The sequence below is a fragment of the Streptomyces sp. NPDC029152 genome (assembly GCF_055564355.1).
On sequence record NZ_JBVHWR010000042.1, the window covers coordinates 1 to 14,141 of the forward strand.

Here is a 14,141-nt window from a genome sequence, read left to right on the forward strand (position 1 = left end):
GAGACGGCCAGGGGTGTGCCGTGGCGGTCGACGATCAGGTGGTGCCTGCTGCCCGGGCGTGCGCGGTCGACCGGCGAAGGTCCGGTGTGAGCCCCCCTTTGAGGGCCCGGATGTGCGAGCCGTCGATCGCGCGGTCGTCCATGTCCAGCAACCCTGCCTTGCGCAGCTCAGCCAGGAGCACTTGGTGCAGGCGGGGCCAGACGCCGGCCTCGGTCCAGTCCCGCAGCCGCCGCCAGGCCGTCACTCCACTGCACCCGGTCAGCTCAGCGGGTACGTCTCTCCGGCTCACGTTCTTGCGCAGCACGTAAACGATGCCCCGCAGAGCCGCACGGTCGTCCGCCGGCAGGCGTCCCGGATACCGGTGGCGCCGCGGAGGCCGGGACGGCAGCAGCGGGGCGATACGTTCCCAGAGGTCATCAGGCACAAGATCATCCGACACCCGCACCACTCTGCCGCCGCCCGACCCGACTGCCAAGCCCCTACGCCGAACTCATTCTGAAACGATCAGTAAGTTCTCTCCGCGCGAGCGGAGGTAAGCCGCCGATGTTCTCGCCGGGGATCTTGTTGATCAGGTCCTCTCCGCGCGAGCGGAGGTGAGCCGTGGGTCCACAAGGTCTGGGAGGTCGGCATCCGGTCCTCTCCGCGCGAGCGGAGGTAAGCCAGCTATGAGGCTCCGGTTGGAGGCCCGGTACCTGTCCTAGCCGGTGAGCGAGCTGTCAGCGGCGGCGATTTCGCCGTCCTTTCCGCGCGAGCGGAGGTGAGCCGAAGCACCCTCGCATCCGCAGTGGTGCTTCGTCATAGGCGCCCATGTCGCTCCTCGGTTCGGTGTCCTCCCCGCCGACGCAGGGGTGTCGGGTCACCCCCGGCGATCACGGGCAGGACATCCATCCCGCAACTACTGCAGCTGAGCTGCAGCGCCCGGCTTGCAAGATTGCTCGCAGACGCAGGTCGACCAGGCCCTGCCTTCAGCTGGTGGGCGATGCGCGGCGCGGCGGTGGAACTGCCCGCAGCAGTTCCCAGAGCGGACGTGAGCCGGACGCCCAGACAGCGAGTGTCTGGCGGTCGACGACGTGGAGCCGCTGTTGCTTGGCGAAGGTCGCGGCCGGGCCGGTCACCCGGCCGTTGGTGACGATGACTGCGATGTCCGCGCCGTGTACCTGTCGGGCCGTGCCGTTGAGTACCTGCAGGTCAGGTGTGCCCACCGGTGAGCCTTGAGCGCCGTTGCGGCGGTGTTTGCATTGGATCACCCAGTGCCGGCCGAATGGATCGGTGGCCTTGACGTCCGCGCCCAGGTCGCCGCGGCCGCCGACCCGCTGGGCGTCGCGGCAGCCGTCCCGCTGCATGAGGTCCCGTATCGCGTCCTCGAACCGGGTGTGGTGCAGTGCGTCCAGCTGGGGCAGGCCGTAGCGCAGGCCTTGCGCCCGCACCGCCTCCCATCGGGCTCGCTGCTGTCGGTTGTAGAGCCAGCCGGCGCCCGCCAGGACGGCGAGGACCAGGGCCGCGACGAGGATCCACCAGTGGGCCAGCAGCCAGTTGACCACCATCACCACCAGGCCGATGGCGGCCGCCGCCACCACGGCGAAGGCGATCAGCTGCGCGTCCCGCTGCTGCTGCCTGCGGCTGGGCCGCCTCGTACGCCGCCGCACCGGCGGCCGGCGCCGGGTCACCGCTCCCACCGGATCGGGTACGACACCGTGGGACGAGGCTTCGGCGCCCGCGCCGCCGGGGCATTGTCGAAGCGGATCGGATACTGGACCGTCGACTGCGGCCGCGGAGTCCCCTCACCCCCTGCCGAGACGTTGCCGTTTCCCAGCCCGACCACGGCCAACGCCACCACGCTGAAGATCATCACTTCCCGTCGCGCGCCCGGGGCCCACCGGGAATGCCCACGGACCTGTGTCCCGTCAGAGCGCACGTACGGCCGCACCCAAGGCATAGAAGCCCCTCCCCCTCGTCACAACTCCCCGCACAACCGGTCATGCTGGCAGGCGTCACTGACAAAGGGTCAGAACATCAGCACACCAGGTGATCAAGGAAGGAGGGAACAGGCCAGGCCAGGGAGGCCGCGAGGACTTCGCCCTACTCTGCCCGGCCGGCTCTCGGGTGGGCACGCCGTCGGCTGCCGTGACCCGCTCGGAGCCCCACTCCACCCGCCCGCAGGGCCGATGCACGCCGGGCTGCGGACACGATGTGCACGGAGAGGCGACTGCGCCTATAGTTGATCTTGCAAGGCGGGCTGCTGCGGCGGCCGTCAGCCGTGCGTTGGTCGTCTAAGGAAAGACGCCCCGCTTCCTGCGGGGAAATGCAGGTGCAAGGCCTGCCCGGCGCTCCGCCCAGTCCCGCCCCCGGCACCGTCGGGGGCGGGACTTCTTCACATCTGAGGCCGACCGGGGCGCGAGGGACCGTTACGCACTTTCGGGTGAACGCTTCCGTGCGGCTGGGGTGGCGTGACCTGGCGGTTCGGCGCGCGGGACCAGCGCTAAAGCGGGTCCTTGCCGTGAAGGCGCGGCAATTTGGTGCATTCGCGACATAGGTGGGTGTTGCAGGCGAGCGCCACGGCGGGGTGGGGGATCGGTAACAGCGTTCACGTCGCCTCCACGAACCGGTCGACCGGCCTGCAATCTGTGCGTGCACGGCCGACCGGCCGAGCACGCACCACGCGCCCCGGCCCCGCGGCCGGCGGTGCCCGCACAAGCAGGGGGACCCTGTGTCGAAGTCCATCACCGCCCGCCGCCTGCGCCCCCACCGTCGGGGCGCTGACCGCGGCCCTCGCGGTGCCGGCCACCGCCGCCGACCACGACCGCGACCACCGGGCGCCGCGCCCGAACGTGGAGATCAGCGACGTGCAGTACGACTCGCCGGGCCGTGAGGACCGCTCCAACCGCTCGCTGAACAAGGAGTGGGTGGAGATCACCAACAACAGCCGTCGCTCCGTCAACCTCGACGGCTGGACCCTCGAGGACGAGGACGGCCACACCTACACCTTCGACTACTACCGCCTGGACGGCCGGTCCACCGTCCGCGTCCACACCGGCCAGGGCCACGACACCGACACCGACGTCTACCAGGACCGCCGCCACTACGTGTGGGACAACCGCTCCGACACCGCCACCCTCCGCAACGACCGCGACCGCTTCATCGACGAGACGTCCTGGGGCCACCACCGCCACGGCGGCCGCCGCTGACACCCCCTGGTGGTGCCGGTAAACCCCACCGGCACCACCACCGCGCCGTGCGGCACACCCTCCCCCACGGCGGGGACGGCGTGCCGCACGGCGCCGAAGGTGTTGCTCAAATGATGCTCAGAAAACCCGTATTCGATGGTTGTATACATGCCGTTACCCATAGTGTTCGGGGCACTTGATCGCCACGGGGGCGATCCACCAGGAATTGGTGGCTTCATGACCAGTGCCCGCATATCCAGAAATGTGCTGGCCGTTACCTGCCTGACTGTCATCGCCGGACTGACCACCGGCGGTACCGCAGTCGCTGAAGAGCCGTCACCGACGGCCACCGGCACCACCGTCGTCGAGACCGCTCCGCCGCCGGAGCCGGAGGAGACCGACCTCATCGAGGGCGCGCCCGCCGGCGAGGCCCCTGCGCCCACGACGTCGCCCGCACCGGATCCCACGGTGGGCGACGACGACACCGGCCTGCCGACATCCAAGCCGAGCGCCACCCTGGAAGCGAGACCCTGCGAGCCCGGCTACCGGTACACGCCCACCAGCAAGGACAAGGACTACCACAAGGGGGTGGGCGCTGAGCAGACCAACTACAACGGCACCTCGCGCACCGCCAGGACCACTTTCACCTCCGAGGTGACCGGCAAGGTCGGTATCGCCTACAGCGGTGAACTGAAGGTCGGAGGCTCGGCCGCGATCATTGAGATCGAGGGCAAGTTCGGCGTCGAGCTGTCCGTGGAGCTGACGGCGAAGCTGGGCAACACCATCGCGGTCGACACTCCGTCGAAGCACAGCACCCACGCCCGCTACGGCGTCTACCGGCTCAAGTCCTACGGCTACAGCCAGTACCTGTACGCCAACTGCACCAGGGGCGTGAAGAAGAACGTGACCATCTACACGCCCCGCCGGGTCGGCTGGGTGCTGTGGGAGACCAAGTGAGCGCGCGCCACGCAGCGGCGGCGTCGGCTCTTCTGCTGCTGATGGCGGTGGGCTGCACCTCCGGCGAGAGCACAGACGAGGCTTCCGCGCCCCCGGCGCCCAGCACATCGAGGCCTACGCCCAGTCCGCCAAGCGTTGCAGTCACGCCCCCAGCGCTTGATCCCGAAGCCGGTGAAGTCTTCGCCGGCCGGCATGGTGCGACGCGCGGCAACGCGAGCTTCTCCTACGACGCCGGCCCGCAGGGAAAGGCACTCGTCGTAGCCGTCAGCTGTCTGGGCACCGGCACCATCAAGATCACGGTGCCCGTCCTGGGAACAGATTTCCCGCTGGAGTGCGACGCAGACGAACCCGCCGTCACGTACAACCAACTCGCCATGCAAGCCGCCCACCGGGCCGGCACAGTAAGCGTCACCGCACCATCGACCGCCACCTGGGCGATCACCGTCGGACGCGGCAACACCGCTGAACAGGAATCCCCCACCCCGGGATGACGTGCCTGTTCAATCCGTCCCACCGACGGCCGGCCTCAGAACCATCGGGGCCGGCCGCCGGTGTCCAGGACGGCGCCGACCGTCTCACCTCGGCCGCGCCGCTCCCCGGACGGCAGGAGCCTGACAGTCAGGCCAGCACGGCGCGACTCTCGTCCTTGCGATCACCAGATACCTTGACGCCGCGGTCGCGCAGCCCGACGACGGCGGCCGCCAGGTAGGTGGAGTACGGAACGGGGGCGTAGCGGCCGCAAAGCGGCGTCCTTCCTCACCGGCTCCATGCAGCGGGCCCTGGGGACGTCATGGCAGATCCCCGGGACCCGTGGTGTGGAGGACGAGGGGCCCATGCGGGCTTCAGGGGATCATCACGCAGTGGTTCTCGACGGCCCGGCCGCCGCGGTCGAGGCCGCCGCAGACGGCCAGCCTCGGGTACGCCCTGATCTCTTGGTTGACGACGAACCGCCACCGCGAGGCGTTCGCCTTGTTTGCCCGGTAGTCGCCGACGAACGCGCGCAGGGTTCCCGGCAGGCCGTCCCGTGTGGTGACGGTGATGTCCTGGACGTAGTCGCGGCCTTGGTAGGCGGTGGCGACGCAGATGTAGGTGCCGCAGGTGGACTTCACTTCGGCACTCGCGGGCGCCGCGGTCGCCAGCAGCAAGCCGCCGGCGGCCGTGAGCGCGGCCGTGACGGTGGCGATCCGCCGTCGTGTCCTTCGTGCTGTGATCATGAGTCTCTCCTTGTTCGCGTGCACGGCCTCACCCCGCCGGTTACGGGGCCGGCTCGTACGTCACGGTCTGCTCCGGGCAGCCGGCCGCCGTCTCGGCCAGGGCTGCCGCCTCCGCCTCGTCGGCGGCAAGGCTCCAGCGGAGCTTGGTGGCGACCCACTCGGCGACGTACCGGCAGTGCACCTCGCCGGCCGGTGGCAGCCACTGGGCCGGGTCCTGATCGGCCTTCGACCGGTTCGACCGCGCGGTGACGGCGACGAGACTGGTGGCGGCGCCCTGGTCGTTGGCGTACGCCTCACGGCGCGCGGCGGTCCAGGCGGAGGCGCCGCTGTCCCAGGCCTCGGCGAGCGGCACCATGTGGTCGATGTCCAGGCCGGAGGCCGACGTCACCCAGACCTGGTCGTAATAGGAGAACCACAGCCCGCCCGACAGAGCGCACCGGGGCCCGACTGTAGGTGGTTCGACGGCCTCGGCCAGGAGGACCTCGTTGCGGGTGTTGCAGCCGTCCGTGGGATCGTCGCCGGTGTTCCAGTGGCGGAAGGCGTCCCGGGTGTAGCCCTCGCGGGACTCGGCGGCCACCGGCAGACGGCTGACGGCCTCGGACAGCGGGAGGGTCTGCGCCGCGTGGGCGGGAGCGGCGGCGGTCAGGGGCAGGACGGCGAGGGTGGCGGCGGCCAGGCCGCGCAGCACAGAGGTGAGCATGGACCGTTGGTAACGGCCCGTGAGGGGGCGCTGTCGGGTGTTCGGCGAGTGCGCCGCCCGTGTGGGTGCAATGGTCGTACCGGCACCGGCCGTGGTCCGTCCCCCGGGCGGTCAGCGCATCGCCCCGGGACTACGTCATCCCGCCGCGCGCCTCACAGGAGGCCGCCGCAGGAGCCGGGCGGGTTCAACGGCTGGCGCAGGTCGAGGTAGCAGCGCAGCCGCACCCCCGCCTGGCCGGCGTCCCGGGTGGTGCGCTCCACGGACGTCGTCGCCCACCGCGCGGCCAGCGCCGCGTGGAACGCGAAGGCGGTCTCGTCGTCGGCTGCGGCGACGTCGACGACGACCAGGCCGGGCTCGGACACGTGCACATCGTTGATCGATTCCATGACCGGCACGACGCACCCCACCCGGCGGCAGTTCGCGTGATCGTCCGCATTCACCCGGGCGGGGCTGTCGGCGGCGGGCGCCAAGACGAGGCCATGGGCGGCGTCCGCGTCCGGGCCGACCGCGATCGGCGTGGCAGCTCAACTCCCAACCGGCAAGCCATTGTCAGCAGTCGGCAACTCCACCGTCACAGTCTCACCACTCCCTCTCCACGTACTGATCACTTTCGATATGCTCCGGGCGCTCCATTGGCACCACTGAGGGGGGATTACTCATGCGCATCCGTCGCACTCTGACCGCCGCCGCAGCTGCCGCCGCCGTCGCCGGGCTCGGCCTGGCCGCGGCCGCTCCGGTCCAGGCCGCCGAGTACTCCTCGGCCCTGAAGATCAAGGGCATCCAGTACGACGCCCCCGGCCGGGACTCCAACAAGTGCTCCGGCGGCAACACCGCCAGCGAGTACCTGACGATCAAGAACTACTCGAAGACCACGAAGGTCAACCTCAAGGGCTACGTCGTCAAGGACGCCGCCGGCAACACCTACACCTTCAAGACCAACCACACCCTCGAGCCCGGCGACTACGTGCACCTGCGCGGCGGCCGCGGCACCGACAGCGACGCCAAGAACGTCGCCTACCGGCAGAACTGCAACTTCATGTGGAACAACGACAAGGACACCATCTACCTCTACAAGCCCGGCGGCGCCCGCGCCGACGTCCACTCCTACACGAAGAAGACCAACGACAAGGACGGCAACGGCTACATCACCTACCACGGCTGACCAACCGCCGGATGAGTGGCCGGCCGGCACTGGCCCCAGCCGCTCTCAGCAGGCCCTCCCCCGCCCCAGGGCCGGAGAACAGGCCGCAGGCCAGTCGGTGACCGGACCTGACTGGCCCACCGGTCACCCGTGAAGATGCCAGGACCTCCTCCAGGAGGGTGCCGGGCGCCGAACAGCGAGAAACCCCGTCCCTGCGACTGGCAGGGACGGGGTTTCTCGTATGGAGCGCCGGGCAGGCCTTGCACCTGCATCTCCCCGCAGGAAGCGGGGCATCTTTCCTTAGACGACCAACGCACAGACCGCGGCTGTTGATGCAGAACCGCCGTCTTCATGATCGACTCTAGCGCAGGCACGCCGTCACCGCACACCAAGGCCCCCCTATAGCTGCCTCCTCCGCCTGCACACCAGAGCAGCCTCGGCTAACGGCCAGGCACCCTCCCCGCAGACCGCTTCCGGTGTCGTCCCGCCAGCCAGCGTTGTGGGACGCAGGGCTCACCCGTGGACACCGCACTCCTCCGCACGGGTGACCCCACGGGCAAACACCCCCGGCCGACGCCTGGCGCCCCGTATGTGTAGAGCCGTGATCAAAAACCTGATGCGTGCCACGGCCGTCGCTGCCCTGACCCTCCTCCCGCTGGCCGTCCCGGCCTCCGCCTCCCCCGAGACCGGCACGGCATGGGCGGCGATCGACTGCCCGGACGGCTACGTGTGCATCTACCCTGAGATCAACTTCGGCGGGCAGCCCTGGGTACGGCGCGCCTCCGACGGCAGCGTGAGGGACCTGCCGTCCGCGATCCGGGACCGCGGCAGCTCGATCCGCAACAACTCCGACCGCACCGCCCGCGTCTACGAGAGGCGCAACCACGCCGGCCGCTGGGTGTGCGTCACCCGCAGCGGCGGCTCCATCCACGACCTACGCGGCTACAACCTCAACGACCAGACCCGCTCTTTGAAGATCAACCGCAACGACTGCGGCTGACCCCTTCTACGCCACAGCAGCCGTCCAGCCCCGCCACCCGGAAATGGTGGGCTAGACGGCCCGGTTACGCGGCAGACTCGTACGTCACCGTCTGGTCCGGGCAGTCGGCCGCCACCTCTCGCAGAGCCTCGACTTCCGCCTCATCGGCCGCCAGACTCTCCAGCGGAGCTTGGTGGCGACGTACCGGCAGGGCACCCCGGTAGCCAGCGGCAGCCACTGGGCCGGGTCTTGGTCGGCCTTCGACCGGTTCGACCACGCGGTGACCGCGACCAGACTGGTGGCGGCGCCCTGGTCGTTGGCGTACACCTCACGGCGCTCAGCTGTCCACGCGGATGCCCCGCTGTCCCAACTCTCCGCCAGCGGCACCATGTGGTCGATGACCAGGCCGGAAGCAGACGTCACCCAGATCTGGTCGTCATACGGCCACCTGCGTGCCCCCGACAGGGCGCGCCGCCGAATCGGGGGTGCACTGTGCCGAGCGGTAGTTGCATACTCACCGCATGGCCTCGCCCTCTGACCGTTTCCAGGATCCGTGCAGCACCGAGTACGACTTCATCGGTTTGATCCTCGTACGCTGCCCCGGTTGCGAGAAGGCCGCTCGCATTGTTCCAACGCCCGAAGCCTCCGATTGCGGAGGCCGGATCCTGTTCAGGCCGCGACGCCTGGTCTGCCGTGGCTGTGGATTATCACGGCAGTGGAGCGGGCGTGTTGCCGTACTCCCTACCAGCACAGTTCAACCAGTGAAGGATCCGTACTTCGGCAGGTCACTGTGGCTGCAGGCCCCAACCCGGCACGGATGGTTGTGGGCGTACAACCTCGAGCACCTCGACCTCATTCGCCGTCTCGTCCAGGCCCCGCTGCGGGAACGAGCACCCTGGCACGGCATCGGACAGAAGGAGACGTTGGTGACCTACCTTCCGACATGGATCAAGCGAGCGAAGAACCGAGACGAGATCCTGCGTGCCGTCAACCGGATCCACGCCTCAGTGGTTGCCGTCTGACCTGCCTACCAGCGCCTGCTGCTCCGGACGTCAGGCCACCGGGCGAAGCTGGTCCAGTTCACCGCCGATCGCATCCCGCAGCACGTCATGTCGGGGGCCGAGCCCGAACTCCTCGTCAGCCCACCGTTCGCGCGGATAGAGCCACACAGGCTTGCCCACCATATCGGCCGGCTCCCACTCGAATCGCGGCCAGACATGCGCATGCAAGAATGGGTCCGTATTGCCCAGGATCTCCAGGTTGACTCGCCGGAAGGCCGGATCCAGCCGCTGACAGACCCGCTCCACCGCTTCACCGAGCTGGTCCATGTCAGACAGGAACGCCATCCGCTTCGGCCTGGGAAGATCCGACAACCGCTGCACACCCGGTTCATCCACGAGCAGAACCGAGTAGCCCGGCAGGAACTGAACGTCGCCGATCACCGCGAACCCCGCCGTCAACCGCCGCAGGACGGTCGGGTTCTCGCCTCTGAGCGCAGTCCCGATCCGATCCGTCCGCCAGTCACCAGTCATGGCCAGAACCTACATTCCGGCGATCAAGGAGCGCCCGCGATCCCCTCACCGAGCTCAAGACGAAGCACGTGGGGCGAGGAACGGCTATGCGGCTGGTTCGTAGGTGACGTTCTGGTCCGGGCAGGCGGCTGCCGTCTCGGCCAGGGCTGCCGCCTCCGTGTCGTCGACGGCGAGGCTCCACCGGAACTTGGCGGCGACCCACTCGGCGACGTACCGGCAGTGCACCTCGCCGGCCGGCGGCGGCCACTGGGCGGAATCCTGATCGGCCTTCGACCGGTTCGAGCGTGCGGTGACCGCGACCAGACTGGTGGCGGCGCCCTGGTCGTTGGCGTATGCCTCACGGCGCTCAGCTGTTGAGGTTCCCCCGCTGTGCGGGAGTTGCTGACTAGCTGGTCAGGGCCGGTTGACGTGGTTTCAGGTTCACCGGTTCGGCCGGTGCCTGATTGGCGTAGTGCTTCTCCTCGAACTCGACGGGGCTGAGGTAGCCGAGGCGTTTCTGGATGCGGCGGGGGTTGTAGAACCCATCGATGTATTCGAAGAGCGCGAGGTTCGCCTCGGCCCGGGTGGCGAAGGTCCGACCGCGGATGCACTCGGTCTTGACGAGCATCCAGAGATTCTCGGCGAGGGCGTTGTCGTACGAGTCCCCGACGGAACCCATGGATGCCTCGATCCCTGCTCTCACCAGGCGAGTTGTGAGCTTCACGGACGTGTACTGACAGCCGTGATCCGCATGATGGATCAGATGGCCGGGTTCGACCTCCCGGGATGCGAGGGCGTACTCGAGGCAGGTCAGCACGAGGTCTGCGTCCGCGTGGGCGGAGGTCTCCCAGGCCACGACCCGGCGGGAGAATGCGTCCCGGATCGCTGACAGCCACAGGGGGCCTTCGAGGGTCGGGATCATGGTCAGGTCGGTGACCCACAGCCGGTTCGGCGCGTCGGCGGTGAAGTTGCGTTGCACCAGGTCGGGGGCTGGGTCGGCGTCCGGGTCGCGGCGGGTGAAGCCCTTGCGGCGGGGGCTGATGCCCGCGAGGCCGGCTTCACGCATGAGCCGCTCGACCCTTTTCCGGCCGACGTGAACGTCCTGTCGTTTGAGGACGGCATGGACGCGGGGAGAGCCGTAGATTCCACCGGAGTCGGCGTGGATCTGCTGGATCTGCCTGGTCAGCTCGGTGTCCCGGCGGTGCCGTTCGCACGGCTGTCTCTTCGCCTGGCGCCACCGGTAGTAGGTGGAGGAGGGAATGTGCAGTTCCCGGAGGGTGGGCTCGACCTCCAGGTGGTCGTGCTCGTCGAGGAGCGCGGTCACCTGGGCCGGGTCGGGTCGAGCTGTGCCGCGAAAAAAGCCGAGGCCGTCCGCAGGATCTCGTTGGACCGCTTGAGCTGGGTGTTCTCCTTGCGCAGCGCGGCCAGCTCGGCGCGTTCGTCGCTGGTGAGCAGGTCGTCGCGTTCACCGGCGTCGGCCTCGGCCTGCCGGATCCAGTTCCGCAGGGCTTCGTGATGCACGCCGAGTTCCTCGGCCATGCGACGGATCACCGGCTTCGGCTCCGACGAGCGATACATCCGCACCGCACGCTCACGCAACTCCAGCGGGTACTTCCTCGGGGCAGGCATCAGCAGGGCTCCTCTCTGTGAGACCTATCTGACCTTCTGTCACCATTTCCCGCATCCCGGGGGAACCTCATGTCCACGCGGATGCCCCGCTGTCCCAACTCTCCGCCAGCGGCACCATGTGGTCGATGACCAGGCCAGAAGCAGACGTCACCCACACCTGGTCGTAGTAGGAGAACCACAGCCCGCCCGACAGGGAGCACTGCGACCTGACCGTGGGCGGCTCGACGGCCTCGTCCAGGAGAACCTCGTTGCGGGTGTTGCGGCCGTCCGTCGGATCGTCGCCGGCGTTCCAATGGAGGAAGGCGTTGCGGGTGTAGCCCTCACGGGACTCGACGGCCACCGGCGGCTCGTACGTCCAGGGCCTTCGCGGGGGCCCGTTTCGTGGCTCGTCGTCTCGACGGCCTGCAGGACGAACCACGAACCGGCCGGCCGCCCTCAGTCCTGCTCGACCAGGTCGAAGACGTCATCGTCGCGACCCTGGAACCCACCCCGGGCAAGGACACCCACTGGTCGCGGGCCTCCATGGCCGCCCGCACCGGACTGCCTAACTGATGGTTTCAGAATGAGATCCGGAGGCAGTGAAGGCACATCGATGCAGCCGGTTGAGGCGAGGGCCTGTCCGGCTTGGCCCATGCGGCTCTGTCTCATAGCCTGACCCACGGCGACCGGCAGCCGCACAGACTTGCCCGTCCGGCCGGGGCACTGTGCATAGTGTGCTCATGGATCGATTCGTGGGTCAGGCCCGCCTCGAATGGTGGGCCAATCACGCGACGTGCCTTGAGAAGTACGACATCGACATCACCATCGCTGTCGACGCGGTCGGCACGTGGCGGGCAACCGGTCGACATGCCAATGCCCTCGACACGACCCAGCGTGAGGGTTGGGACTTCCTCATGGAGATGGACCCCTACTTCTCCATTGTGTTTCCCGGCGAGGACAACGGCGGGATCTTGGTGAGGGTCTTCGAAGCGGAGGATGGAACTCTCACGCTTACGGAGGCGCCGGACGGGACGGCTCGGTGAACATCACCTTCGGCCTCTCCTGAGTTCAGCCCCCAAGGGCGAGAATCGGCTTTGCCGCCTTGCCACCGCCTCCGGCATGTCGCCCCTCACTGGTCTTTCAGGATGAAGTCGGAGACGGCGAAGGCATATGAGGCTGCAGGCCAGTTCGAGCAGACCCTGGTGCAGATCCGCGCGTCGTTCGTAGTGGATGCGGAGCCGCTTGAACTGGTGCAACCAGGCGAAGGCGCGCTCGACGACCCAGCGCACCTTTCCCAGTCCGGAGCCGTGGGCGACCCCGCGTCGGGCGATCATCGGCTTGATGCCGCGCTTCCACAGCAGACGGCGGTACTTGTCGAAGTCGTAGCCTCGATCGGCATACAGACGCCGGGGCTTGCGGCGTGGGCGTCCTCGCAGGCCCCGAATCGCTGGGACGGCGTCCAGTAGCGGCAGCAACTGAGTGACGTCATGCCGGTTTCCGCTGGTGAGCGTGACAGCGAGCGGAGTGCCCTGGCGGTCGACGATCAGATGGTGTTTGGAGCCAGGTCGGGCACGGTCAACGGGCGAGGGACCGACGTGATCCCCCCTTTCAGAGCCCGGACATGCGCCCCGTCCACGGCGCAGTCGTCCAGGCCCAGAAGGTCAGCGCGGCGCAGTTCGGTCAGCAGGGCGGTATGCAGACGCGACCAGACGCCGGCCTCGGTCCAGTCCCGCAGCCGGCGCCAGGCCGTCACCCCGGAGCAGCCCACGGTCTCGGCCGGAACATCGCGCCAAGCGACACCAGTCCGCAGCACGTACATGACGCCCGCGAGGGCCGTTCGGTCCGGAACCCGAAGTCGACCCGGGTGGCGACGGCGCCGTTCGGGAGCGGACGGCAACAGCGGAGCCACCCGCTCCCACAAGTCATCTGGAACAAGATCAGCACGCACTCGGAACACCCTGCCGATCAAGATCACCGAGCACAAGATCCACAGCTCAACTCATTCTGAAACGATCAGTAAGTCCACCATCGGCCGGATCTGGAAGAGGTTCGACCTCAAGCCGCACCTGCAGAATTCCTTCAAACTCTCCACCGACCCGCAGTTCGTGGCCAAGGTCGTCGACGTTGTCGGCTTGTACCGCCATCCGCCGGAGAAGGCCGTGGTGTTATGCGTGGACGAGAAGGCACAGATCCAGGCGCTGGACCGCTCGCAGCCGGTGCTGCCGATGATGCCCGGCATGCCGGAACGGCGTACCCACGACTACCTACGGCACGGCCTCACCAGCTTGTTCGCCGCCTTCAACATCGCCGACGGCACCGTCATCGGTGAACTCCACCGCCGCCATCGGGCGATCGAGTTCAAGAAGTTCCTGACCGCCATGGACAAGGCCGTGCCCGCCGGCCTCGACGTGCATCTGGTCTGCGACAACTACGTCACCCACAAGACCCCCGAGATCCAGAAGTGGCTCGCCCGGCTTCCCCGCTTCCACGTCCACTTCACGCCGACCGGCTCCTCCTGGCTCAACCAGGTCGAGCGGTGGTTCGGCCTGCTGACAGACAGACTCATCCGCCGCGGCGTCCACATCTCCGTCCAAGCCCTCGAGAACGACATCCGCGATTGGATCGACACCTGGAACGAGAACTCCAGGCCGTTCACCTGGGCAAAGACCGCCGACGAGATCCTTAAATCCCTCGCCGACTACCTCGCCAGGATTACCCCACCTGACAGACAAACCCGAGAGAACTAATCCCCAGGATTTCAGGCGCAGCACACTAAGAGTTGTCCCGTAACCCCACGAGGCTGAGGGTCATGCTGCGTCAGGGTCGGTGCCGATGGCACCGGCCGAGCGAAGGGATCGCCCGAGGTC

The 14,141-nt window shown here is 68.2% G+C and carries 15 protein-coding genes and 6 pseudogenes; 9 read left to right on the forward strand and 12 right to left on the reverse strand.

Translation table 11 applies throughout. The features are described from left to right. Positions 1–439 (reverse strand): annotated as a pseudogene (locus ACZ4V6_RS35970) (transposase); the annotation flags it as partial. Between the two features lie 526 nt (positions 440–965). Next, entirely contained in the window at positions 966–1,667 is a 702-nt protein-coding gene (locus ACZ4V6_RS35975; RefSeq protein WP_467835403.1) for a restriction endonuclease, read from the reverse strand. A gap of 1,107 nt (positions 1,668–2,774) precedes the next feature. Between ACZ4V6_RS35975 and ACZ4V6_RS35980 the strand changes: the two genes are divergently transcribed. The 3 genes from ACZ4V6_RS35980 (at position 2,775) to ACZ4V6_RS35990 (ending at position 4,612) form a co-directional block, all read left to right on the forward strand. After that, complete coding sequence (locus tag ACZ4V6_RS35980; RefSeq protein WP_467835405.1) at positions 2,775–3,185, forward strand: lamin tail domain-containing protein; 411 nt, start codon at positions 2,775–2,777, stop codon at positions 3,183–3,185. A gap of 216 nt (positions 3,186–3,401) precedes the next feature. Continuing rightward, entirely contained in the window at positions 3,402–4,121 is a 720-nt protein-coding gene (locus ACZ4V6_RS35985) for a hypothetical protein (protein WP_467835408.1), read from the forward strand. Further along, positions 4,118–4,612: a hypothetical protein gene (locus ACZ4V6_RS35990; protein ID WP_467835410.1), complete on the forward strand. Its 495-nt coding sequence runs from the start codon at positions 4,118–4,120 to the stop codon at positions 4,610–4,612. The genes ACZ4V6_RS35985 and ACZ4V6_RS35990 overlap by 4 nt, the downstream gene beginning before the upstream one ends. Before the next feature lie 351 nt (positions 4,613–4,963). Here ACZ4V6_RS35990 and ACZ4V6_RS35995 read toward each other — a convergent pair whose 3' ends face one another. The 3 genes from ACZ4V6_RS35995 to ACZ4V6_RS36005 all read right to left on the reverse strand — a co-directional run bounded on the left by ACZ4V6_RS35995 (position 4,964) and on the right by ACZ4V6_RS36005 (position 6,421). Beyond that, positions 4,964–5,335 (reverse strand): hypothetical protein, encoded by a 372-nt coding sequence (locus ACZ4V6_RS35995; RefSeq protein WP_467835412.1) that lies wholly within the window; start codon positions 5,333–5,335, stop codon positions 4,964–4,966. Between the two features lie 40 nt (positions 5,336–5,375). Further along, a complete protein-coding gene (locus ACZ4V6_RS36000; protein ID WP_467835415.1) occupies positions 5,376–6,035 on the reverse strand; it encodes an HNH endonuclease family protein in 660 nt (219 codons plus the stop codon). Positions 6,036–6,187: 152 nt separating this feature from the next. Continuing rightward, positions 6,188–6,421, reverse strand: coding sequence for a DUF6207 family protein (locus ACZ4V6_RS36005; protein WP_467835417.1), 234 nt, complete (start codon positions 6,419–6,421; stop codon positions 6,188–6,190). Positions 6,422–6,693: 272 nt separating this feature from the next. On the opposite strand from ACZ4V6_RS36005, the gene ACZ4V6_RS36010 reads away from it, so the two are divergent. Together ACZ4V6_RS36010 and ACZ4V6_RS36015 are read left to right on the forward strand one after the other, a co-directional pair. Continuing rightward, entirely contained in the window at positions 6,694–7,197 is a 504-nt protein-coding gene (locus ACZ4V6_RS36010; RefSeq protein WP_467835420.1) for a lamin tail domain-containing protein, read from the forward strand. Between the two features lie 595 nt (positions 7,198–7,792). After that, positions 7,793–8,176 (forward strand): peptidase inhibitor family I36 protein, encoded by a 384-nt coding sequence (locus ACZ4V6_RS36015; RefSeq protein ID WP_467835421.1) that lies wholly within the window; start codon positions 7,793–7,795, stop codon positions 8,174–8,176. Between the two features lie 64 nt (positions 8,177–8,240). Here ACZ4V6_RS36015 and ACZ4V6_RS36020 read toward each other — a convergent pair. Beyond that, positions 8,241–8,620, reverse strand: a pseudogene (locus tag ACZ4V6_RS36020) (HNH endonuclease family protein); the annotation flags it as partial. A 56-nt stretch (positions 8,621–8,676) separates the two neighbouring features. Here ACZ4V6_RS36020 and ACZ4V6_RS36025 point away from each other — a divergent pair. Further along, positions 8,677–9,177 carry a hypothetical protein gene (locus ACZ4V6_RS36025; RefSeq protein ID WP_467835423.1) on the forward strand — a complete coding sequence of 167 codons (501 nt, stop codon included), beginning with the start codon at positions 8,677–8,679 and terminating at the stop codon, positions 9,175–9,177. A 30-nt stretch (positions 9,178–9,207) separates the two neighbouring features. Here ACZ4V6_RS36025 and ACZ4V6_RS36030 read toward each other — a convergent pair whose 3' ends face one another. The 5 genes and pseudogenes from ACZ4V6_RS36030 to ACZ4V6_RS36050 form a co-directional block, all read right to left on the reverse strand. Beyond that, positions 9,208–9,687: an HIT family protein gene (locus ACZ4V6_RS36030; RefSeq protein ID WP_467835426.1), complete on the reverse strand. Its 480-nt coding sequence runs from the start codon at positions 9,685–9,687 to the stop codon at positions 9,208–9,210. An 84-nt stretch (positions 9,688–9,771) separates the two neighbouring features. Then, positions 9,772–10,041 (reverse strand): annotated as a pseudogene (locus ACZ4V6_RS36035) (HNH endonuclease); the annotation flags it as partial. 31 nt (positions 10,042–10,072) lie between these two features. After that, positions 10,073–10,990, reverse strand: a complete 918-nt coding sequence (locus tag ACZ4V6_RS36040; protein ID WP_467835428.1) for an IS3 family transposase — start codon at positions 10,988–10,990, stop codon at positions 10,073–10,075. Further along, on the reverse strand, positions 10,987–11,295 hold the full coding sequence (locus ACZ4V6_RS36045) for a transposase (protein ID WP_467835429.1): 309 nt from the start codon (positions 11,293–11,295) through the stop codon (positions 10,987–10,989). Before ACZ4V6_RS36045 ends, ACZ4V6_RS36040 begins: the two co-directional genes overlap by 4 nt. 70 nt (positions 11,296–11,365) lie before the next feature. Then, a pseudogene (locus tag ACZ4V6_RS36050) lies at positions 11,366–11,638 on the reverse strand (HNH endonuclease); the annotation flags it as partial. 38 nt (positions 11,639–11,676) lie between these two features. Here ACZ4V6_RS36050 and ACZ4V6_RS36055 point away from each other — a divergent pair. Both ACZ4V6_RS36055 and ACZ4V6_RS36060 read left to right on the forward strand, forming a co-directional pair. Next, positions 11,677–11,847 (forward strand): hypothetical protein, encoded by a 171-nt coding sequence (locus ACZ4V6_RS36055; protein WP_467835432.1) that lies wholly within the window; start codon positions 11,677–11,679, stop codon positions 11,845–11,847. A 167-nt stretch (positions 11,848–12,014) separates the two neighbouring features. Further along, entirely contained in the window at positions 12,015–12,317 is a 303-nt protein-coding gene (locus tag ACZ4V6_RS36060) for a hypothetical protein (RefSeq protein WP_467835434.1), read from the forward strand. 123 nt (positions 12,318–12,440) lie between these two features. On the opposite strand, the pseudogene ACZ4V6_RS36065 reads toward ACZ4V6_RS36060, so the two are convergent. After that, a pseudogene (locus ACZ4V6_RS36065) lies at positions 12,441–13,222 on the reverse strand (IS5 family transposase); the annotation flags it as partial. Between ACZ4V6_RS36065 and ACZ4V6_RS36070 the strand changes: the two are divergent. Beyond that, a pseudogene (locus ACZ4V6_RS36070) lies at positions 13,218–14,021 on the forward strand (IS630 family transposase); the annotation flags it as partial. The pseudogenes ACZ4V6_RS36065 and ACZ4V6_RS36070 overlap by 5 nt on opposite strands. Between the last annotated feature and the right edge of the window lie 120 nt (positions 14,022–14,141).

What these genes read in the sequence shown, in the direction of transcription:
- ACZ4V6_RS35985 (WP_467835408.1), top strand. Translation starts at nt 3,402, where the DNA reads ATGACCAGTGCCCGCATATCCAGAAATGTGCTGGCCGTTACCTGCCTG.
- ACZ4V6_RS35995 (WP_467835412.1), bottom strand. Translation starts at nt 5,335, where the DNA reads ATGATCACAGCACGAAGGACACGACGGCGGATCGCCACCGTCACGGCC.
- ACZ4V6_RS36000 (WP_467835415.1), bottom strand. Translation starts at nt 6,035, where the DNA reads ATGCTCACCTCTGTGCTGCGCGGCCTGGCCGCCGCCACCCTCGCCGTC.
- ACZ4V6_RS36005 (WP_467835417.1), bottom strand. Translation starts at nt 6,421, where the DNA reads ATGGAATCGATCAACGATGTGCACGTGTCCGAGCCCGGCCTGGTCGTC.
- ACZ4V6_RS36010 (WP_467835420.1), top strand. Translation starts at nt 6,694, where the DNA reads ATGCGCATCCGTCGCACTCTGACCGCCGCCGCAGCTGCCGCCGCCGTC.
- ACZ4V6_RS36015 (WP_467835421.1), top strand. Translation starts at nt 7,793, where the DNA reads ATGCGTGCCACGGCCGTCGCTGCCCTGACCCTCCTCCCGCTGGCCGTC.
- ACZ4V6_RS36025 (WP_467835423.1), top strand. Translation starts at nt 8,677, where the DNA reads ATGGCCTCGCCCTCTGACCGTTTCCAGGATCCGTGCAGCACCGAGTAC.
- ACZ4V6_RS36030 (WP_467835426.1), bottom strand. Translation starts at nt 9,687, where the DNA reads ATGACTGGTGACTGGCGGACGGATCGGATCGGGACTGCGCTCAGAGGC.
- ACZ4V6_RS36045 (WP_467835429.1), bottom strand. Translation starts at nt 11,295, where the DNA reads ATGCCTGCCCCGAGGAAGTACCCGCTGGAGTTGCGTGAGCGTGCGGTG.
- ACZ4V6_RS36060 (WP_467835434.1), top strand. Translation starts at nt 12,015, where the DNA reads ATGGATCGATTCGTGGGTCAGGCCCGCCTCGAATGGTGGGCCAATCAC.